This is a genomic window from Vulgatibacter incomptus (assembly GCF_001263175.1).
In the GTDB taxonomy this organism is placed as follows: domain Bacteria; phylum Myxococcota; class Myxococcia; order Myxococcales; family Vulgatibacteraceae; genus Vulgatibacter; species Vulgatibacter incomptus.
Genome location: NZ_CP012332.1, coordinates 4,097,477 through 4,118,171 on the forward strand (window position 1 = coordinate 4,097,477; position 20,695 = coordinate 4,118,171).

The following is a 20,695-nucleotide window of genomic DNA, read 5'->3' on the forward strand; positions in this document are numbered from 1 at the left end:
TGCCCGGCGCGAAGCAGTCTTCGTCTTCGAGAAGCCGAGTTTGCTACCTGTTCGGCTTCCATGAATTTGTGTATGTACGATTGAAGAACACTTCAGGTCTTGGGGAGGCGGGACTTGTTTTCTACCCATCGATGGACGGCGCCTGCCGTCATGTTTCTGGTTCTCGCTGGGGGCGGCTGCTCCACGGCGCCGGACGGTTCCTCGGGCGACTCGGCGATCTCCGCGGGAGCCGGACTCGAGATGCAGGAGAGCGAGCTACGGATCGCGATGCCGTATCGACTCCCTCAGGGCTGCCTGGACGGATCCCTCCCGCAGTGGAGCGCTGGCGATTGGGTGTGTGGCGAGCTTCCGAAGGACACCCTCGCAGGGCTTTCATGTGCCAGCGGTCAGGTCGCGAAGTGGAGCGGCAGCGGTTGGAGCTGCGCGGACGACTGGGACAACGGTCCCGCGGCGGGCGTCGGCATCAGCGTCAGCGGGACCACGGTGAGCGTCTCGGCGGAGTTTCGCCTTCCGGAGCGGTGCGACAACGGATCCATTCCGCGTTGGGATGGAACCGAATGGAAATGTGCGATCGAGAGGGACACCCTGGCGTCGCTCTCATGTGTTCCAGGGGCCGTGCCGAGGTGGGATGGCATCGGGTGGACCTGCGGAGTCGACGACGACACGCTGGCGTTCCTCTCGTGCGGCGAGGGGCAGGTACCACGGTGGGTCGGGTCGAGATGGGTCTGTTCCGCGGATTCCTCGGTTTCGTATGGCGCTGGCCTCAGCCAGACCGGGGACACGGTGGCGATCGCGCAGAGTTATCGGCTGCCACAGACGTGCGCGAATGATCAGGTCGCCACCTGGAGCGGGACGTCATGGGAATGCGCCGCGCGGGGAACCCTCACCGCGGTTAATCCCGGACCCGGCCTGGTTGGCCAGGCCTCCGACGGGACGGCGACCGTCGGTCTCGATCTCGCCTTCACGGACGATCGCTACCAGGCGCGGTACCAGCGGACGCGCGTCGTGTCGCCGGTCGGAGCCGATCCGCTCGCGAACGGGACCGCGCTGTTGAGCGTCGTCGATGCGATTCGAAACAGTACCAGTGTCATCGAGCCCTGGCTCATCCGAGTCGAGCCGGGAACGTACGACGTGGGGACCTTGAGGGTCGAGTTGCCCCCGGACGTGGTGCTCGAGGGGGCCGGTCCGAGTCATACCATCATCCGTGGGAGCGGAAGTCGCGTGATCGCCGCTTTGTGGCCAGGTCGGACCGAAATTCGTTCGCTCCGGGTCGAGCTCTCGTCGACGAACTCCCTCGGCGAGGTGACGGCAATCTCGGCAGACGAGCAAGATCTTCGCCTCGTTCGCGTCGACATCTCCGCATCCGGAGTCGGCCAGGTGTGGGGGGTGAAGTCCAGGCGCATCAGGTATCGCGGACCGGCCCCCGACTTGGCGCTCGAGAGCTGCCGGATCGAAGTGCAAGGAATCGCACATGGAGTGTCGGGCGGCGTAGTGAGCATCAAGGGGAGCGAGATTCTGGTGGGTGGTGTGGGTCCATCGTTGGGAGTTCGCGCGTTCGACGATCTGGAGATCGAAGGGACCAAGATCTCCGCGTCTGCGGGGCCCAACACGAATGCCGTGGCGATGGCATTCGAGGTGTCGGAAGCGGTGGCGCGGATCCGCTCTACGGAGCTGATCGCCAAGGGAAGCGTCGACGCGGTGGGAGCCTCGTTACGCTGTGGCAGGTTGCTACTGACGCTTTCGTCCGTGACGTTCGACGGGGCGCGAATCGAATCCACCGGTGCCGCCATCGAATCCCAGGATTGCCCCGTTCGTGTTGGCGCATCGATGGTGCAGGGATCCGTTCTCCTGGAGTCCCGTGGATCCATCACCTGTGCATTCGCTTACGACTCGAGCTATCAGCCCTTGGATGCCGGCTGCCTCTGAACAGGACCGACCCGGTCGAGCGCCGGGTCAATCGAGCCGCTTTCGATAGTAGTGCTGGGTCTTCGTGCGCGCGAAGCCCATCCGCTCGTAGAACGGGTGAGATTCGGCACGGAGCACGTTCGAGCGGACGGTGACGGCGCCGACGGCCAGCGCTCGGGCCCAGGCCTCGGCGGCGGACACCAGCGCGGCACCCACCCCCCGACGCCGCGCGGTCGTTCCCACGACCAGGCCGAGGATCTCGACGCGCTGGCTCGAGTCGAGGGTGAGCCGCTCTTCCGCTTCGATCCAGCCGAGGATCGCGCCATCGTCCTCCGCCACGAGGATCCGGCGATCGCGGTGGGGAAGGAGCACCTCCAGCCTGGCGCGCATCTCGGCGGCCGGGGAGGAGTAGCCGAGCTCGCCCGCGAGGCTGGCGAGGGATGCCGCATCTTCGATTCGTGCGTCACGAACGTGCATCGCGGTGCCTTCCTCGGGCTCGGGTCGAGCGTTTGGAGGCGGGGATCACGGCCCATGCCAGCACGCCGGCGCGGAGGGCGCAAGAGGTCGTGGCGGCCGCGAGCGCTCGAGATGCGCCGATGTCGGACCCATGGTCTATGGTGCCGACCATGCGGATCCTCCACACATCGGACTGGCACCTCGGGCACACGCTCCACGACGTGTCGCGGGAGCGGGAGCACGAGCTCTTTCTCGAGTGGCTCCTCGAGGCGATCGGCGCGCACGGGGCGGATGCCCTCCTGATCGCCGGCGACGTCTTCGACACCGCGAACCCGCCGGCGGCGGCGCAGGCGATGTTCTACCGCTTCGTGGCGAAGGCGCGGCGGCGCTACGAGCGGCTGGAGATCGTGGCGATCGGCGGAAACCACGACTCGGCGGATCGGCTCGACGCGCCGTCGCCGCTGCTGGACGGCTTCGACGTGCGGGTGGTCGGGGGCCTGGCGCGGCGCGCGGATCGTTCCCTTGACCTCGACCGGCTGATCCTCCCGCTGCGCGATCGGGAGGGTGAGGTGCGCGCCTGGGTCGCGGCCGTGCCCTTCCTGCGGCCGGCGGATCTCCCCGCCGTGCCCGGAGCGGACGATCAGCTGGTGGAGGGCGTGCGCGCGACCTACCGCGAGGTGCTGGACGCCGTGCGGGAGCGGCGCCGGCCGGGGCAGGCGATCGTGGCGATGGGGCACCTCTACATGACCGGCACCCGGCTCTCGGAGTTGAGCGAGCGGCGGATCCTGGGCGGGAACCAGCACGCGCTCCCGGCGGAGATTTTCCCGGACGATGTGGCCTATGCGGCGCTCGGCCACCTCCACCTCGCGCAGCAGGTGGGGCGGCCGTCGGTGCGCTACAGCGGATCGCCGATCCCCCTGTCGATGTCGGAGCTCGACTATCCGCACCAGGTCTGCCTGGTGGATCTCGAGGGCGAGGGTATGCGCTCGGTGGAGCCGCTGCGGGTGCCGCGCTTCGTCGAGCTCCTTCGCGTGCCGCGGTCCGGGGCGCTGGAAAGAGAAGCCCTGTTGGAGGCGCTCAGGGCGCTGCCGAACGGGACGCTGCCGGAGGCAGACGGGGCCGACGCCGCGTTGCGGCCCTTCCTCGAGGTCCGGGTACGGCAGACGCGGCCGGATCCCTCGCTTCGCCGCGACGTGGAGCAGGCCCTGGAGGGCAAGGCCGCGCGCCTCGTCAAGCTGGGCATCGAGCTCGGCGGCGACGGCAAGTCCCTCGCCGATCGGGTGGAGCTGCAGATGCTGGACGAGCTCCTGCCGGAGAAGGTCTTCGAGGACCGCTGGAAGAAGGAGCACCCCGGAGAGCCGCCGCCGGACTTGATGGCGGCGTTCCTGGAGCTGGTAGGTGACGTGCAGCAGGGGAGGGCGTCGTGAAGATCCTCGCGGTTCGGGGCGAGAACCTCGCCAGCCTCCACGGCCCGTTCGAGCTCGACTTCGAGGCGGAGCCCCTCGAGCGAGCGGGCCTCTTCGCGATCACGGGCCCAACGGGCGCGGGCAAGAGCACCTTGCTCGACGCGATCTGCCTGGCGCTCTACGGGACCACGCCGCGGATCGAGTCGGTGGCCGGGCGCGGCTACGACGTGGGTCGGGAGGGCGAGGAGAGCCGGCTGGGCAGCACGGATCCCGCGACGATCCTGCGCAAGGGCACGGCCTCCGGCGGGGCCGAGGTCGTGTTCCGTGGCCGTGATGGGATTCGTTACCGCGCGTGTTGGAAGCTGCAGAGGGCCCGCGGCCGGATCGACGGGAAGATCCAGAAGCCCACCGTCCAGCTCTGGAACGACGAGACCTCGACGGCGATCGGGCGGACGGCCACGGAGGTCTACCGCGCGATCGAGGCGGCGATCGGCCTGTCGTACGAGCAGTTCTGCCGCTCGGTGTTGCTCGCGCAGGGCGAGTTCGCGCGCTTCCTCCAGGCCGGCGAGAAGGACCGGGCCGAGCTCCTCGAGCGGGTGACGGGAACGGAGATCTACCGGCACCTCTCGATCGCCGCCCACGAGCGCCACGCGGAGGCGAAGCGGGCCCTCGCCGAGCTGCAGCGGGAGCTGGACGGGGAGCGGATCCTCTCGAACGAGGAGCGGCTTGCTCTCGAGGCGTCGAGGGGCGAAGCGGAGAAGGCGCTCGTCGAGGCGCGGGCCTCGCTGCAGGAGGCGGTGGACGCCCATGCCTGGCACGAGGCCTTGGAGCGCTTCGAGTCGGGTGAGCGGGAGGCCGATGCAGCGATCGCTCTCGCCGAGGCGGCGTGGACGGAGAGCGCCCCGATGCGCGAGGCCCTCGTCGCGGCGGAGCAGGCGTTGCCGCTCCGGCCGCTCTTCGAGGCCGCCGACGACGCGGTGCGGGACGAGGTTCGAGCGGCGGAAGGCGTTGAGGCTGCGGTTCGGGCCCACGCGGAGGCCGTCGTTGCCAGCGAGGGCGCGGCTCGGGGGCTCGCGGGAGCGAGGGACCGACAGGAGCAGGTGGCGGCGTCGCAGGAAGCGGCCCGGCCCGAGCTCGAGGAGGCGCGGCGCCTAGACGCAGAGCTGGGAGCTGCGAAGGCGGGGGCAGCGGAAGCGCTCGAAAAGCGCCGCGAGGCCGCCTCCCGTGTGGAAGCTCAGCGGGAGGGTCTCGCCTCGATCCGCGGCTCCATGGCTCGGGCAGAGGCGGCGCGGTCGGCGGCGATCGCGTGGTTGGATGAGCACGGCCGGCTCTCGGCGCTCGCCGGGCAGTGGGAGCGCTGGCGTACGGAGCTCGAGCGTGCCGCAGGCGTGCAGGGGCGTGAGCGCACAGCGACCGCGCGGCTCTCGGTCCTCGAGAGGGAGAAGACGTCGCTGGAGGGAATGGTCGCTGCGGCGGGCGCCGCGGTGGTCGAGGTCGATGCACGCTTTTCTGAGGCGTGTGAAGTCGAGGCCTCCGCGGTGCGGGCCTCTGAATCGCTTCCGAGGGCGTCGCTGCGGGCGCAGCGGGGAGCTCTCGAGAGGACGGAGCGCCACGCACGCTCTCTGGAGGGCGTCGTCGAGGAGTCGGTTCGGCTGCAGGTCGAGCTGGGCTCGCTCCGTTCACAGGCGGCTTCTATTGCGACGGAGCGTGATCGGTGGAGCGGGGAAGCGCTGAAGCTCTCGGCGCAGCGCGAGCTCCTCGGCTCTCAGCTCGAAGCGGCAGCGCTCGAGGCGCAGGCCGCGCGCGACGCGCTGGAGCTCGGCGATCGGCGTGCGCTCCTCCGGGACGGCGAGGCGTGTCCGCTCTGCGGCTCGCCGGATCATCCCTGGGGGGCTGAGGGCGCGGCGATCGCGGGGAGGCTTGCCGAGCGCGAGGCGCGACTCTCATCGCTGCGGATCGATCATGCCCGGGTGGACCGCGCCCACGCCGAAGCGGCGACGCGAGCCGAGGCGGCGGCGGGACAGGTGTCGGCCCACGAGAGGGCCGCGGACGAGAAGCTCGGGCGGGCGGCGGCGCTCGGCGACGCGTTCCGCGAAGAGCGGTCGGGACTGGAGCGTGAGAACGCGGCCGGCCCGGACGATGGCGCTGACGGGGCCGACGTGGCGGATTCGTCAGCACGGAGGCGCGCGGAGTGGATGGCGATCCCGGTGCGGCTGGACCTCTTGGTTCCAGAGGATGCGCGGGCGGCCAGGGACGCCGTGACGGCGTTGCTCGAGGCGCTGGGCGAGGAGAGGAGGGCGCTCGATCGGCGCGAGTCGGAGGCGGAGCGCCTGGAGGGGCAGGCGTCGCTCGCTCGGGCGAGGGTGGCCTCGCTGCGGCAGGAGAAGGAGTCTCGGGAGGCGACGCTTCGCGCGGGTGAGCAGAAGCTCCAGCGCTTCGCTGTCGAGGCACAGGAGCTACGGCTCCGTTCGGAGGGTGCGCGCGACGAGGTCGCCGGGATCTTGCGACCGCTTGCTCCGATCCTGGACGCAGCTCGGGCCTCGTGGCGCGAAGACTTCGAGCGGAATCCGCGCGAGCTCGTCGACGGCCTTGGGCGGGAGGCGGCCCAGTGGAGCGCCCACGACGCCGACCGGGCCCGCGCGGTGGAGAGCCTGGCGCTCTTGCATCCCCGTGAGGCGGCGGCGGTCTCCCTGCTCGGCGAACGCGAGTCCGCGGACGACGCGGCGGTCCGGGCCCAGGAGAATGCTGCTGCCTCTGCCGACGAGCTCTCGCGCCGGCGCGGCCTCGTGCTGGGCGGCGAGCCGGTATCCGTCCGGGAGGCCGCGCTGCGGGAGGCCGGGGCCGCCGCTTCGAAGGCGCTCGAGGCGGCTCGGGGCGTGGAGGCCCTCGCGTCGAGCTCGCTCGCGCGCGCGTCCGCGCTCGTGGAGGCGAGCGAGGAGAAGCGGGTGCAGGCGGGGGCGGCTCGGGCGCAGAAGGAGGCGGCGCGCGAGACGGCCCTCGCGGACGCCGGGTTGACGTTCGAGGAGGCGCGGGCGCGGCTCAACCGCTATCCGGCGGAGCTCGAGGGCTGGCGGCGGCGGGCAGCGGACCTCGAGCGCGGCCGGGATCGGGCCCGCACCCTGGCCGACGAGCGCGTCCGCGCCCGTGTGGCCCACGAGGCGTCGGGGCGACCGCCTCTGGATGCAGAGGCCGCCAAATTGGCGAAGGAGGAGCGCGCGGCGAGCTGCTCGAGCCGGGAGACGGCCTTCCACGACGTTCGCGGCAGGCTCGGCGCCGACGACGAGGCGCGAAAGAGAGGGGCCGCGATGCTGCCCCGGCTCGAGGCCGCCGGGGCGGAGGCGAAGAGGTGGTCCGACCTCCACGAGCTCATCGGCTCCGCCAGCGGCGACAAGTTCCAACTCTTCGCGCAGAGCCTCTCCCTCCAGGTGCTCCTCGCCCACGCGAACGTGCACCTCGAGGAGCTGGTCCCGCGCTACCGCCTCGAGAGGGTTCCCGGCCACGACCTGCAGCTCCAGGTGGTCGACCGGGACATGGGCGATGAGGTCCGCGCTGCGAGCACGCTCTCCGGCGGCGAGACCTTCCTGGTCTCTCTCGCCCTCGCTCTCGGCCTGTCGGGCCTCTCCTCGCGCGCGCGGGTGGAGTCGCTCTTCATCGACGAGGGGTTCGGCACCCTCGATCCCCAAGCGCTCGACACCGCTCTCGCCGCGCTGGACGCCCTGCAGGCGACGGGGCGGAAGGTGGGCGTGATCTCGCACGTACAGGGCATGGCGGAACGGATCGGCGTCCAGGTGCAAGTCCAGCCGGAGGGGAGCGGCCGGAGCAAGGTCAGCGTGGCCGTGCGCTGACCCCCGATGGGGGCCATGTTCCGGCCGAGGGCGCGGTGAAGTGGGCGAGGTGTCGGGCTCGCGCGCCTCGCGCCCCTCGCGGGCAGTCGAGCGGTGCTTCGAAGGGCGACACGCGAGCCGGAGGCGAGCAAACTAAGAGGAGCGCTTCTCGCGCGTAGCGCGAGATGAAGGAATCGCTCCCGCTCCGCGGGGGCGACTCCTTCACACGCTCTGTGTCGTCGCGCGATAGAAGGGCGCCGACAGGAGGCTTGGAATGGAGAGGCGGAAGCTGCCGGGCACGGACCGTGAGGTCTCGGCGATCGGCTTGGGGACGTGGGTGGCCGGCGGAGCGATGTGGGGCGGCTCCGACGCGCGTTTGATCGGGAAGACGATCGAGAAGGCCCTCGAGCTCGGCATCGACCTCATCGACACCGCACCCGTCTACGGCTTCGGCCGCTCCGAGGAGATCGTCGGCGCGTGGCTCGACGAGGCGAAGGTCCGGGACCGCGTCTTCCTCGCGACCAAGTGCGGTCTGGCCTGGGACGAGGCGGGCCGGATCCGGCGCGATTCGTCGCCGGCTCGGATCCGCAGCGACGTCGAGGCCTCGCTCTCGCGCCTGCGCACCGAGCGCCTCGACCTGGTGCAGATCCACTGGCCGGATCCGGCGACGCCCATCGCGGCCTCGATCGAGGCGCTCGAGACGCTGCGCGAGGAGGGGAAGCTCCTCTGGTACGGCGTCTCCAATTACTCCGCCGCGCAGCTCGCCGAAGCGACGGCGGCGGGGCGGCCGGTCGTGAACCAGGTGCCGTACAACCTTTTCGAGCGGGAGATCGAGGAGGACGTCCTCCCGACGTGCCGGGAGCTCGACGTCGGGGTCTTCGCCTACGGCGCGATCTGCCGCGGGCTGCTCTCGGGGAAGTTCCGCCCGGAGACGACCTTCCCCGAGGGCGACATACGGAGCAGCGACCCGAAGTTCCAGCCGCCGCGCTTCGCCCGCTACCTCGCGGCCGTCGATCGACTTCGGCCGATGGCGTACGCGCGGAACAAGAGCCTCACCCATCTGGCGGTGCGGTGGCTCCTCGATCAGCCAGGCGTGACGGCGGCCCTCTGGGGCGCCCGCAGCCCGAGCCAGATCGAGCAGGCCGCCGGCGCGACGGGCTGGCGGCTTGCTCCGGGCGAGCTCGAGGGCATCGACCGGATCGTCCGCGAGGAAGTCCAGGCGCCGATCGGCCCGGAGTTCATGGCCCCACCCGTCTAGCTCGGGCGGCGGCTCTCCTGGAGCGGCGCCGGGTGGCGAGGAAGGCCACCCGGCAATCAGCGTCGGGGCGCGAGCCGCGACGTGGCTACCGCGGTTTGACCTCGACGATGGCGAAGGCGGCGCCCTGCGGATCCATGCAGCCCGCGATCCGATCGCCGCCCGGGACCTCCATCGGTCCGTTCAGCACCTTGCCGCCCTTCTGCTCGATCTTCTTCACTGTGCCGTCGATGTCCTTCACGTTGATGTAGTGGAGCCAGTGCGGGTGCGCCTTCATCACCGAGGCCGCGTTCGACATGCCACCCATCGACTTCTCGGTGTCGGTGCCGAACATGAAGTACTCGCCGAACTCGGATCCCATGTCCATCGAGCGGGTGGGCTTCCAGCCGAAGAGATCGGAGTAGAACTTCCACGCGGCCTTCCAGTCGGTGGTGTTGAGCTCCGCCCAGCTGAAGTTCCCGGCGGCCTGGGACTGACCCATCTCGCCCGTCTCCTTGGAGGCGAAGACCGCGAACACCGCGCCCTGGGGATCGGCGAGGACGGCGAAGCGCCCGACGTCGGGGATGTCGGTGCCCGGGACGAGCACCTGGGCGTCGAGACCCTGCGCCTTCTTCACGGTGGCGTCGACGTCGCGGGTCGAAGCGAAGCCGAGCCAGTGCGGCAGCGCGCCGGCCTTCTTGGCCTCGTCCGGGAGCTCTCCGATCCCGCCGACGGGATTCTCCCCTGCCAGCCACATCTCGTACTTGCCGTCGGACCACTGGCGGGTCTTCCAGCCGATGACGTCGGTGTAGAACGAGCGGGCCTGCTCGAGGTTGGTGGTCATCAGATCGTACCAAACGAAGCGTGCACTCTCTGCGCTCATTCTGTCCTCCAGCTGTGAAGGGCGCGAAGTCTAGCAAGGCGCGGGTAGAGATGGGCCCGCGCCGGGGTCGAACCAACGCGATGATTGTCCGACGGGCGACCGTCTCGTGGCGCCGTCAGGGGGGAGGCGACGGCGCCGTCGAAGACCACTGCGTCTCGAGCTGCCCGCCCACCCTCGTGCCCTGCCAGCGACGGATGAGCGCGACGTGCTCATCCTCCTCCTCGAGCGCCGTGCGGAACCGGGAGGCGAGCACGTCCAGGCCGCATCGCTCCGCGAGCTCGGAGAGGATCTGCCACCCCGCGTTGTCGGCCAGCTCGGCGATGAGGATCGCGCCGAGGCCCTCGGTGAACGTGGTGCGCGGATCGGCGAGGACGTGACGGATGCCGGCGGAGGCGACGCCGGCCAGGTCGGCACCAGGGGTCACGACCGTGGGGTCGGCGCCCAGCTCGTCGAAGGCGGAGATGAGGAGGCCGTAGTGCGCCAGCTCCTGGTCGTGGATGTTCTCGAGGTCCTCGCGGGTGAACTCCTCCTCGTGGACGGAGGCGGCGTCGAACTTGCTCAGGAGCGCCTCGTAGAGGCGGACTCCCGCTCGTTCGAAGGACAGGCGCTCGCCCAGCAGATCCATGAGGATGACCGGGTTCTTCCCTTCCATCCCCCGCAGGGCCATCCCCGACATGGTCCCGACCGGCTCGGCCTTCCCACAGAGCTCCCTCCGCACCTCGGCAGCGCCCTTGCCCACGAACGATCGCTTGGGCATCGACGCCGCCGCCCCCTCGGCCGTCTGCCTCGCGAGCGTCGGCGACCTCGCGATCCCCGTCCGGTTCCCTCCGAGATCCGTCGGCTTGTGGCTCACTGCAGCCTCCCTTCGCGGTGCTCCTGCCGGACCCGGTCCGCGAGCTCGGTGCCTGGCGACCAGCGATAGCCCTCGGCGATGAGGTCGGAGGGCGAACCGTCCGCGTTCAGCGTCTTCCGGTACTCGAGCGTGGCCTGGCTCTCCCGCCCGCGGCCGAAGCTCGTGCCGATCGCGCGGAAGTCGACCTCGGAGGCGAGCACCTTCCGGACGAACTCGCGCTGGCTCTCGTAGCGGATCGGCTCGGGGAGGGCGGTCGGCAGCAGCTCCTTCGGATCCCGGCGCTCGACCTTCTTCATCAGCTCCATCACGAAGTGCAGATGGCCCAGCTCGTAGTCGAGGAAGCGCTCCCAGATCGTCTTGATCCGGGAGTTCCGCTCCCCCTGCACGCAGCTCCAGTAGTTGTAGACCTCACACGCCTCGTGCATGAGCCACTTCTCGAGCCAGGTCTCGTTCGGATCGATGATCGACTCGTATTGCGTGACGTGCTGCTCCTCGATGGACGCGATCTCCGCATAGAGCATGCGGCCGATGGGATCGGGGTAGCTCGGCCCGACGGTCATGTAGAAGTCGTGGGTCTGGTGCTCCGCGGCCACGATCGTGCCGGCGTTCAGCTTGGTGAGCGGCTCGGCCGTCTTCCGGTCGTAGGCGGTGCGGAGCTCGTCCTCCGGGGCGCGGTGCTCGACGGAGGTGGGGCGGCCGGCGCGGATGTCCGTGTAGCCCTGGAGGAGGTCGTTGGCGTCGCGCCCCTCCACCCGATCCATCAGCGCGGCGTAGCGGTAGAGGTGGTCGAAGTCCTCGAGCATCCCGAACCGATAGACCTGCGCGAGGTAGGGATCGGGCTCGCTCTGCGCGACGCTCGACGTCACCTCGATGGCCACCTGCTCGAAGCCGATCGTGGTCTCGAGGGGCGACTGGTCCGGCGGGTTGAGCCAGTTCACCATCGTCTGCTGGTGCTGCTCGATCCGGCGCAGCTTCGCGAGCGGGAGCTGCAGGTCCTTGTTCATCCGGGCGCAGCCGTGGGAGAAGCGGAGCGCCTCCGACTCGATGCCGTTCATCAGGATCGTGCGGACCCGCGTGTACGCGTCGTCGTTCAGCTTGCTGAACGGCGGCCCCGACATCTCCCGCCAGGTGAACTTCTGCCGCTCGAGCGGCACGCCCTTCTCTTCCAGGATGTCCAGACCCATCGCGCGACCTCCCTCGCGCACAACCTGACTCCTCTTTCTCCGGATTCAACCGGCGGTCACTATGTGCTCTCCGGCTCGGCGGGCAGCCGTGCGGGCGGACGATCGTCTTCACGGCGAGAACTGTATGGGAATTCTCACGGTGAATCGGGTGCCGGAGCCGCCAGGCGCTTCGTCGCAGCGGATCGTCCCGCCGTGGAGCCCGACGATCTCCCTGCACAGGTAGAGGCCGATCCCGGCGCCACGGCCGCCCCGCTCCCGATTCGGGAGGTGGTGCTCCACCCGGAAGAACTTCTCGAAGACGCGCTCGCTGTACTCGGCCGGGATGCCCGGGCCGGTGTCGGCGATCCCGATTCGGATCGCGCCGTCCTCTTCGGCGGCCTCGATCGCCACCCGGCCGCCCCACGGCGTGTACTTCAAGGCGTTGGACAGGACGTTGTCGAGGACGAGGCGCAGGCGGGCCCCGTCACCCACCACGAGGGGGAGCCGGTCCGGGATCGCGGTCTCGAGCCGGACTCCCGAGTCGGCGGCCAGGGTCGCGGCGCGCGCGATCGCGTCGCGGACGAGGGCCGCGGGCTCGATCGGCTCCCGATCGAGCCGGAGCTGGCCCGCTTCGATCCGCGTGAGGTCGAGGTACTCGTCGATGGTGGAGGCGAGCTGCGCCGCGCCGAGGACGGAGGTGGAGACGAGCTCCCGCTGCCGATCCGAGAGCGCCGCCGCCCCCTCCTCGAGCATGAGCAGGGTCATGCGCAGGGTGGTCAGCGGCGTGCGGAGCTCGTGGGAGGCCACGGCCACGAGCTCCGCGCGCATCTCGTCCACCCGCGCCAGCTCGGTGACGTCGGAGAGGACGAGGATCGCGCCGCCCGCGCCCTCGAAGAGCTCGGGGACGTGGAGCATCCTCGGCAGGAATCGCTGCGCTTCGCCACTCGAGGCGAGTGGGATCGCGCTCCCGAGATCCACCGGTGGCGTGCTCCCCTGCACCTCGTCGATCGCCCTCTCGACCTCCCGCTTCGCCGAGTCGGGGATCGGCAGCTCGTCGAGGCGGCCGGCCTCGCCGAGGAGGGCCTGTGCGGCGGGGTTCCTCGCCACCACGCGCTTCTGCGAGTCGACGAGGAGCACGGCGTCGGGGAGGGCGCCCAGGGTGGCCTCCAGGGTGCGCTTGGCCCGCAGCACCTCGCCGAGGTTGGTGGCCCGGAAGGAGGCGAGCTCCTCCGCCATCCGATTGAAGGTCTCGGCGAGGTCTCCGAGCTCGTCGCCCGGCTGTACGGGGAGGCGCTCGCCGAAGTTGCCCCGTCGGATCTCGTCCGCCCCGTGGCTGAGCGCCCGCAACGGCCGGATGACGATCCGGGCGAGGTGGAGGGCGATCAGGGCGGAGATCCCGAACGCCGCCAGGGCGATGGCGAAGACGATCCGCGTGGCGCGCCGGGCCTCCTCTCCGGCGACGGCCGCGACCCTCCCCATCGCCTCGAAGTGCAGGGCGCGGAGACGTCCCGTCTCGATCACCGCCTTTCGGAGGAGCGGGTTCGCTCGCTCGCGGTAGAGCGCGAGCGGATCGTCGCCGGCGGAGGCGATCCCATCGCCGGCCCTGCGGTAGGCGGCGATCGACCGCGAGAGGGAATCGGCGAGGGCCGTCTCGGCCTCGCTCGTGGCGACCGAGCGAAGGGCATGGAGCGCCTCGTCCACCTCGGCCCTCTGCGCCTCGAGCGGCACCCGCGTCCCGCGGGTGTCGAGGGCGAGGAGCAGGGCGTCGTCTTCCCGCTCGAGGCCGCCGGCGAGGCGGGCGATGGTGGAGGTCGTCTCGTCGCTCGCACGAAGCGTGTCGTCGATGGTGACCGTGAGGCGAGAGAGGGCCATCACGGTGAAGACCCCGGTCGCCACCGTGGTGCAGACCAGGAGCCCCGCGGCGAGGAGGAAGCGCGAGCCGAGGCGCAGGCGTCGCGCTTTTCCATCCGCCTGCTGACCGATTGCGCCGGGGAGCGATTCCGGGGGTGCCATCGTCACACCAGGCCGTAGCGCTTGCGCTTCCGCTGCAGCGTCGTGGCGTCGATGCCCAGGATCCGCGCCGCGGCCTCGAGGGTCGGGGCCTGCGGGATCACCCGCGCGATGTGCTCCCGCTCGATCGCCTCCAGGGAGACGAGGGAGCCGACCGCGGCCTCCGGCGCACCCTTCGCGTGGGTGAGCCCGAGGTCCGCGGGGCCCAGCTCCTGGGACGGCGAGAGGATCGCCGCTCGCTCGATGGCGTTGCGGAGCTCACGCAGGTTTCCGGGCCACCCGTGGGAGGCGATGGCGTCCTCTGCAGCCGGAGTGAGCCGCAGACCCGGCCGGCCCATCCGGCTCGAGAAGAAGCGGAGGTAGTGGCCCGCAAGCGGCAGGAGGTCCTCGGGGCGCTCCCGCAGCGCCGGCAGGTGCAGGCTGAGCACGTTCAGTCGGTAGAAGAGATCCTCCCGGAAGCGGCCGGCGCGCACCTCCTCCTCGAGGGGGCGATTGGTGGCGGCGATCAGGCGCACGTCGGCGCGCCTCTCGGCGGCCTCGCCCAGGCGCTCGTAGGTGCGGTCGTTCAGGAAGCGGAGGAGGCGGGCCTGGGCGTCCAGGGAGAGGTCGCCGACCTCGTCGAGGAAGAGCGTGCCTCCTTCCGCTTCCTGCACCTTGCCAACGGCGTCGGCGACGGCGCCGGTGAAGGCACCCTTGCGGTGGCCGAAGAGCGTGCTGCTCATCAGCTCGGTGGAGAGCGCCGGGCAGTTCACGCCGACGAAGGCTCCTGCGTGACGTGCGCTCCGGTCGCGGATCCACCGCGCCATCACGTTCTTGCCGGTACCGCTCTCGCCGCGGAGCAGGACCACGGCGTCGCTCGCGGCGGCGCGGCCCGCGGTCTGGAGGAAGGCGCGGAACGCGGGGTTTTCCGTGTCGAAGAAGCTCTCGGCGTCCAGCTCTCCCAGGCGTTCCTCGAGCTCTCCGACCCGCGCCTCGAGCCTCCGCGCCTGCAGCACGCGCTCGGCGGCGAGGCGCACCTGATCGGGCGTGAACGGCTTGGGGATGTAGTCGACGGCGCCGGCCTTGATCGCCTGGACGGCGCTCTCGAAGGTGGCGAAGGCCGTGATCAGGATCACCGCCGTGTGCGGCTGCCGGCGCAGGATCTGCGGCAGGAGCTCGAGCCCCGACTCGGCGCCGAGCCAGAGGTCGAGGAAGACCAGGTCGTAGGCGCTCCGCTCCAGGGCCTCCAACGCGGCGGCGCCGGCGCCCACGCCGAGGATCCGGCCGCCCGCCGCCTCGAGGCAGAGGCGCAGCGACTGCCTCACTCCAGCGTCGTCGTCGACGATGAGGGCGGACCAGCTCTTGTCGTTGGCGATCTCCACCTGCGCCTCCCTGGAACGGGCGTTCGAACACCCTAGTCGAATGCTTCCTGCCCCGCGGCGATCGTGCGCTCGGATCCTCGCCCGGCTGGCGCCAGTATCCGGTAGACCACCGGGACCACGAAGAGCGTGAGCAGCGTCGCGCTCGAGAGGCCCCAGATGATCACGGTGGCGAGGGGACGCTGCACGTCCGAGCCGAGGCCGGTCGCGAGCGACGCCGGCAGGAGGCCGAGCACCGCGACCGCGGACGTCATCAGGATCGGGCGGAGGCGGGACATCCGTCCATGGACGATCGCCTCGTCGAGCGAATGCCCCTCGAGCCGCCAGGCGTCGATCCCGCGGACCATGAGCAGGCCGTCCATGATGGAGACGGCGAACACCGTGGCGAGGCCGACGCCGGTCGAGACGTTGAGGTTCATGCCGCGCAGGTAGAGCGCGATCATCCCCCCGGCAAACGCAAAGGGGATCGGGACCAGCAGGATCAGCGTGGTCTTCAGCGAGCGGAACGCGGCGAGGAGCACCAGCGCGATCACGCCGATGGTGGCGGGGATCAGCAGGAGGAAGTGCCGCTGTGCCCGCGCCAGGTTCTCGAACATGCCGAGCCAGGCGACCCGGTAGCCGGCGGGCAGCTCGACCTCCTTCTCGAAGCGCCGCTTCGCCTCGGCGACGAAGCTGCCCTGGTCGCGGCCGACGATGTCGGTGCGCACGGTGAGCCGGCGCTGTCCGTTCTCCCGCGCGACGATGGTCTGGCCGTCGACCACCTCGATCGTTGCCACCTGGGCCAGGGGGACCGTCCCGCCACTCTCGGTGTGGACCGGGAGCTGGCCGATCGCCTCGGGGGACACCAGCGCGCTGCGGTCGAAGCGGGCGGTGATATCGAAGCGTCGATCGCCCTCGTAGAGCACGCCCAGCGGCTCGCCGCCGATGGCGACGTCGATCATCCGGGTGAGCTCCGCGACCTTCACGCCGTAGCGCGAGGCCCTGGCCCGGTCGGCCGAGATCACCACCTGGGGCTGCGGCCCCTCCTGCTCGATGGCCACGTCGCTGGCGCCCGGGACGCTGGCGAGGACCGTGGTCGCTCGCTGCGCGAGCGAGAGGAGGGTGGCGGGATCGGCCCCGCTGATCTCGAGAGCGAGGTGCGCCGACGTGCCGTTGGTGTCCTCGGTCACGCTGTCGATGATCGGCTGGGTGAAGTTGAACTTCGTGGTTGGGAACTCGGTCCGGAACTTCTCGCCGATGGCCGCCACCAGCTCGTGCTTGGTGGAGAAGCGCTCCCAAGCGGCGCGCGGCTTCGGCCCGATGAGGATCTCGAGGCGGCTCGGCGGAAAGGGATCGGTGCCGCTGTCGTTGCGGCCCACCTGCACCGCCACGTAATCCACCTCGGGGAGCTCCCGGGCGAGGTCGCGCAGGCGCTTGCCGTAGGCGGCGCTCTGCTCCACGGAGGTGCCCTCCGGGAAGTTCGCCCGGACCCAGATCACGCCCTCGTCCATGTAGGGCAGGAACTCGGTGCCGAGGCGGGGCAGCACCACCGCCATGCTCGCGGCGAAGGCGACCACGGTGAGGCCGGCGACCTTTCCGCGGTGACGGAGGAGCGCTTCCACCCAGGCGGCGTAGCGCGGCCGGAACCAGCGCAGGAGCGGGTTCTCCCACTCCTCGTAGCCGTTCCGGAGGATCCACGTGGAGAGCACGGGCACGGCGAAGAGGGAGAAGAGGAGGCCACCCGCCACCGCGAAGATCATGGTCATGGCCATGGGGCGGAAGAGGAGTCCCTCGATCTTCTCCAACGTGAGCAGGGGAAGGTAGGCGGCGACGATCAGGAGCATCGAGAGGAAGAGCGGGCTCTCCACCTCGAGGGCCGCGTCGAGGACGTGTCGGATCAGCTCGCGCCGCGGCACGCGCCCTGCCTCGCCGATCCGGCGGGCGATGTTCTCCGCCATGATCACGGCGCCGTCGGCGATGATCCCGAAGTCGATCGCGCCGATGGAGAGCAGGCCCAGCGGGATGTTCGTGAGGTACATCATCCCGATCGCGAAGAGCAGGGCGAAGGGGATCGTGGCCGCGACCAGCAGCGCCATCGAGGGGCGTCCGAGGAAGAAGATCAGCACCAGGAGCACGAGTGTGATGCCGGTGACTACGATGTGTGTCACCGTGTGCACCGTCCCCTGGACGAGCTCGCTGCGGTCGTAGAAGGGCCGGAGGAAGACGCCCTCCGGGAGCCCGCCCTCGCCGAGCTCGGCCACCGCCTCGTGGAGTCCCTCGAGCACCTGGGTTGGATTCTCACCTTTTCGCATCAGGACGATCCCCTCGACCGCGTGATCGTCGTCGTCCTTGAGGAAGATCCCGGTGGCGAGCTTGGCCGTCTCCTCCACCGTGGCGACGTCGCGCAGGAGCACGGGCGTCCCGCCCACCGACTTGAGGAAGATCTCCCGCAGGTCGGCGGCGCTCTCGATCGAGCCGCGTCCCCGGACCACGAAGGAGAAGCTGCCGCGGTTCACCACGCTGCCGCCGGCGCTACCGCTGTTGCTCTGGATCGCCTCGATCACGTCGCCGACCGAGAGGCCGAAGCGCTGGAGCTGCGACGGCTGGAAGACGACGCCGATCTCCTTCGCGTCGCCGCCCAAGTTGGAGACCTCGGCCACGCCGGGCACGCGGAGCAGCCTGGGGATCACCACCCAATCCTGCAGCGTGCGCAGCTCCATCGCGTCGCGGGTGCCGTCGCTCGCGAGCTGGTAACGGAAGATCTCACCGTAGGCGGTGGCGAGGGGTCCGAGCTCGGCGGTCGCGCCCTCGGGGAGCTCGGCGCCGGCGAGGTTCTCCTGCACGCGCTGGCGGGCCCACCAGGGGTCCACGCCGTCCTCGAAGATCAGCGAGACCACCGAGAGGCCGAAGATCGTGCGGGAGCGCAGCGTCTCCACCTTGGGCACGGTCCGCAGGGCGAGCTCGATGGGGATGGTGACCTGCCGCTCCACCTCCTCCGGCGCACGTCCGGGGAAGGTGGTGACCACCTCGACCATCTGCGCGGAGATGTCGGGATAGGCGTCGACGTTCTGCTGGCCGAGGGCCCAGGCCCCGGCGGCGGCGACGAAGAACAGGCATGCGAGGACCGGCACCCGGTGAGCGAGCGCGGCGCGAACGAGCGTTGCGACCATGTCTCTACCTCTCGCTTCGGCTGGCGAGGGCCTTCGCGACGAAGGGCTTGAGCAGGATGGCGCCGTCGGCGACGACGCGGAGGGGCGCTGCGGGGCCGTCGAGGAGCTCGATGTCGGCTCCATGCGGAGGGCCGAAGCGGACCTCCGCCACGCGCCAGCGATCGTTCCCGTCCTCGACCAGCACGTAGTCCAAGCGGCCGAGGTGGAGGGCCGCGGTCTGGGGAACGAGCTGCGCGTCCCGCCGGTCCACGCCGATCCCGACCTCCGCGAACATGCCGGGGAGGAGGCGCTGCTCGCGGTCCTCCAGTGTGACCAGGAGGCGCAGGGTGCGCGGCTCGGTGGCCACGAAGGGGAGGATCTTCTTCACGCGGCCTTTTCGCGACGTGGCGGCCGGTTCGCTCGCGAGGCGGACGGAGACCTCCTGCTCGGTCTTCACCCGCGCGATCTGCGACTCGGGGACCTCTGCGACGACGACCGCGTTCCCAACGCCGACCTCGCGGAGCAGGGTCGGCGAGACGCCCTGCTGCTCGAGCTGCCTCTCGAGGGACGCGTGGTGCCGGGTAGCCGCGGTCGAAGCGGCCTCCGCCTCGTGGTTCGCCTGCCGCGCCTCGAGCCGGACCTGGATCAGGTTCGCTTCTTCTGCGGCGAGCTCGCTCGCGGCGCTGGAGCCGATCTCGAAAAGGCGACGGAGCCTCTCCACCACGTCGGCGGCGGCCTTGCCCTTCGCGTCGTGGAGCTGCCTCGTGGTGGCGAGCTGCGAGCGCTGGAAGGCGACGTCCGCCGAGGCCTGCACCCACTCCGCCCACGCGCCCAGGAGCTCGGGGCTCGCGAGCTGCCAGCCTTCCGCGCGGTGGGTGGCGACGATCGAGCCGGCCACCTGGAGGAGCGGGCTGTCGATTTCGGCGGTCCGGATCGGGACGATGGTCAGGCGCTCCGCCAGCGGCGAGGCCGAGGGGATCCCGATGGCGAGGGGCTCGATGGAGATGCCGGCGCGGAGCGCTGGATCGCTCGGGGCCCACGCGGGAGCGGGAGGAGCGGCGAGCGCGAGCCAGCCGATGGCGGCGCCGAGGAGGACGGCGACGAACGCCCAACCCTTCCATTCGCCGGAGAGATTCGCGAGACGGTTCACGGGAGCACCTGGACGCCGACGGCGGCCTGCAAGCGGGAGAGGGAGCGCCAGAGCTCGGCGCGGCTGGAGAGGTGGTTCCGCCGGGCCTCGCGCCAGCTCTCCTGGGCGTCGAGGACCTCGAGGAGCGATCGGCCGCCGAGGGCGTAGGCCTCTTCGATCCGCTCCTTGGCTCGGGTCGCGGCCCGGAGCGCCTCCTCGTCATGGGTGGTGGCGATCTCGAAGCTCGCCTCGTAGTTGCGGACGGCCTCTGTCACCTCCGCGCGGGCCTCGCGCCGGCTCGCCTCGAGCTCGTGCTCGGCCTGCCGCCGGACGGAGCGGGCTTTCGCCAGGCCGCCCTGGTTCCGGTCGAAGATCGGGAGGCCCACGGTCAGCCCGACGCCCCAGGAGTGGGCATCCGGGGCGCCCATCGCCTTGCGCTGGAACTGACGTGTGTAACCGGCTTCCACCGAGAGCTCGGGGAAGGCATCGGCCCGCTCCTTTCTGAGCTCCGCGCCCGACTGATCGACGTGCAAACGGAGGCCTACGAGATCGGGGCGGCTCTTCTCCGCGAGCTCGAGCGCGGCATGTTCCGAGACGGGCTCCGGCGCGGGGCCCTCGAGGGATCCGGGCTCTTCGCAACCCCGGCCGACGATCGCCTCGTAGCGCGCACGGGCTCCGGTCTCTGCAGCCCTGGCGAGGGCGAGCTCGCGGCGCCTCTCCGCGATGGAGACGCGGACGCGATCCAGCTCTACCGCCTCGGCTCCGCCGGCGCCGACGCGGGCCGCCGTGATCGAGTAGAGGCGCTCGGCCTCGCGGTGGGCCTCGTCGGCGAGCTCGCGCACGCCGGCGGCCTCGGCGAGATCGTAGTGGGCCTCGAGGGCGGCGAGCAGGCGCTGCCGCCGGAGGTCGTCGAATCCGGCCTTCGCCACGTCCACGCCGATACCTGCGCTCTCTCGGGCGGCGGCGCGCTTGCCGAAGACCAGCCAATCGAGAGGCATCGAGACGATCGCCTCGAGCTGCGGAGGGCCGCCCGGGTGGTCGGCGTCGTCGAAGGGGCTCCAGGGGAAGGGCACGAGGCCCGAGGCCACCTGCAGCTCGGGGTTGGGGACGAGGGAGGCCGTGACTTCCTCCGCCTCGGCCTGGTGGATCTCCTCCTTGCCCGCGAGAAGCCTGGGATCGGCCTCGAGACACGACGCGATTCGCGCCGCTACGGACGCGGGCGAGGCCTCGGCTTCGACTTCGGCGAAGGCGGGCCTGCCGGCGGTGAGGAGGAGAAAGGAGGCGAGCGCGCCGGGACGTCTGGAGCGGAGGAACATGGGGCTTTCCGGGCGATCGCGCCGCGAGCG

At 70.8% G+C, this 20,695-nt stretch carries 14 protein-coding genes; 4 read left to right on the top strand and 10 right to left on the bottom strand.

Annotation, left to right across the window (positions count from 1 at the left end; translation table 11 throughout):
• Positions 1-386 precede the first annotated feature (386 nt).
• The gene (locus tag AKJ08_RS19535; RefSeq protein WP_157370787.1) at positions 387-527 is read right to left on the bottom strand and encodes a hypothetical protein; all 141 of its coding nucleotides are present in this window, start codon (positions 525-527) and stop codon (positions 387-389) included.
• A 256-nt stretch (positions 528-783) separates the two neighbouring features.
• Here AKJ08_RS19535 and AKJ08_RS19540 point away from each other — a divergent pair, with 256 nt between their 5' ends.
• Positions 784-1,926: a hypothetical protein gene (locus AKJ08_RS19540; RefSeq protein WP_157370788.1), complete on the top strand. Its 1,143-nt coding sequence runs from the start codon at positions 784-786 to the stop codon at positions 1,924-1,926.
• Between the two features lie 27 nt (positions 1,927-1,953).
• Here the strand turns inward: AKJ08_RS19540 and AKJ08_RS17195 are convergent, their stop codons facing one another.
• Positions 1,954-2,382 carry a GNAT family N-acetyltransferase gene (locus AKJ08_RS17195; protein WP_050727198.1) on the bottom strand — a complete coding sequence of 143 codons (429 nt, stop codon included), beginning with the start codon at positions 2,380-2,382 and terminating at the stop codon, positions 1,954-1,956.
• A gap of 149 nt (positions 2,383-2,531) precedes the next feature.
• Here AKJ08_RS17195 and AKJ08_RS17200 point away from each other — a divergent pair, with 149 nt between their 5' ends.
• From AKJ08_RS17200 to AKJ08_RS17210, 3 genes are all read left to right on the top strand, one after another.
• Positions 2,532-3,788 carry an exonuclease SbcCD subunit D C-terminal domain-containing protein gene (locus tag AKJ08_RS17200; protein WP_050727643.1) on the top strand — a complete coding sequence of 419 codons (1,257 nt, stop codon included), beginning with the start codon at positions 2,532-2,534 and terminating at the stop codon, positions 3,786-3,788.
• Positions 3,785-7,612 (top strand): AAA family ATPase, encoded by a 3,828-nt coding sequence (locus AKJ08_RS17205; protein ID WP_050727199.1) that lies wholly within the window; start codon positions 3,785-3,787, stop codon positions 7,610-7,612. The genes AKJ08_RS17200 and AKJ08_RS17205 overlap by 4 nt, the downstream gene beginning before the upstream one ends.
• 253 nt (positions 7,613-7,865) lie before the next feature.
• Complete coding sequence (locus AKJ08_RS17210) at positions 7,866-8,849, top strand: aldo/keto reductase (protein ID WP_050727200.1); 984 nt, start codon at positions 7,866-7,868, stop codon at positions 8,847-8,849.
• 85 nt (positions 8,850-8,934) lie between these two features.
• Here the strand turns inward: AKJ08_RS17210 and AKJ08_RS17215 are convergent, their stop codons facing one another.
• The 8 genes from AKJ08_RS17215 to AKJ08_RS17250 all read right to left on the bottom strand — a co-directional run bounded on the left by AKJ08_RS17215 (position 8,935) and on the right by AKJ08_RS17250 (position 20,665).
• The gene (locus AKJ08_RS17215) at positions 8,935-9,708 is read right to left on the bottom strand and encodes a VOC family protein (RefSeq protein ID WP_050727201.1); all 774 of its coding nucleotides are present in this window, start codon (positions 9,706-9,708) and stop codon (positions 8,935-8,937) included.
• 115 nt (positions 9,709-9,823) lie between these two features.
• The gene (locus tag AKJ08_RS17220; protein ID WP_050727202.1) at positions 9,824-10,561 is read right to left on the bottom strand and encodes a ferritin-like domain-containing protein; all 738 of its coding nucleotides are present in this window, start codon (positions 10,559-10,561) and stop codon (positions 9,824-9,826) included.
• Entirely contained in the window at positions 10,558-11,745 is a 1,188-nt protein-coding gene (locus tag AKJ08_RS17225) for a hypothetical protein (RefSeq protein WP_050727644.1), read from the bottom strand. The genes AKJ08_RS17220 and AKJ08_RS17225 overlap by 4 nt, the downstream gene beginning before the upstream one ends.
• Before the next feature lie 108 nt (positions 11,746-11,853).
• Positions 11,854-13,737, bottom strand: coding sequence for a sensor histidine kinase (locus AKJ08_RS17230; RefSeq protein ID WP_050727203.1), 1,884 nt, complete (start codon positions 13,735-13,737; stop codon positions 11,854-11,856).
• Positions 13,738-13,739: 2 nt separating this feature from the next.
• Entirely contained in the window at positions 13,740-15,095 is a 1,356-nt protein-coding gene (locus AKJ08_RS17235) for a sigma-54-dependent transcriptional regulator (RefSeq protein WP_050727204.1), read from the bottom strand.
• 32 nt (positions 15,096-15,127) lie between these two features.
• On the bottom strand, positions 15,128-18,241 hold the full coding sequence (locus AKJ08_RS17240; RefSeq protein WP_050727205.1) for an efflux RND transporter permease subunit: 3,114 nt from the start codon (positions 18,239-18,241) through the stop codon (positions 15,128-15,130).
• A 4-nt stretch (positions 18,242-18,245) separates the two neighbouring features.
• Positions 18,246-19,370, bottom strand: a complete 1,125-nt coding sequence (locus tag AKJ08_RS17245) for an efflux RND transporter periplasmic adaptor subunit (protein WP_050727206.1) — start codon at positions 19,368-19,370, stop codon at positions 18,246-18,248.
• Positions 19,367-20,665 carry a TolC family protein gene (locus tag AKJ08_RS17250; protein WP_050727207.1) on the bottom strand — a complete coding sequence of 433 codons (1,299 nt, stop codon included), beginning with the start codon at positions 20,663-20,665 and terminating at the stop codon, positions 19,367-19,369. The genes AKJ08_RS17245 and AKJ08_RS17250 overlap by 4 nt, the downstream gene beginning before the upstream one ends.
• Between the last annotated feature and the right edge of the window lie 30 nt (positions 20,666-20,695).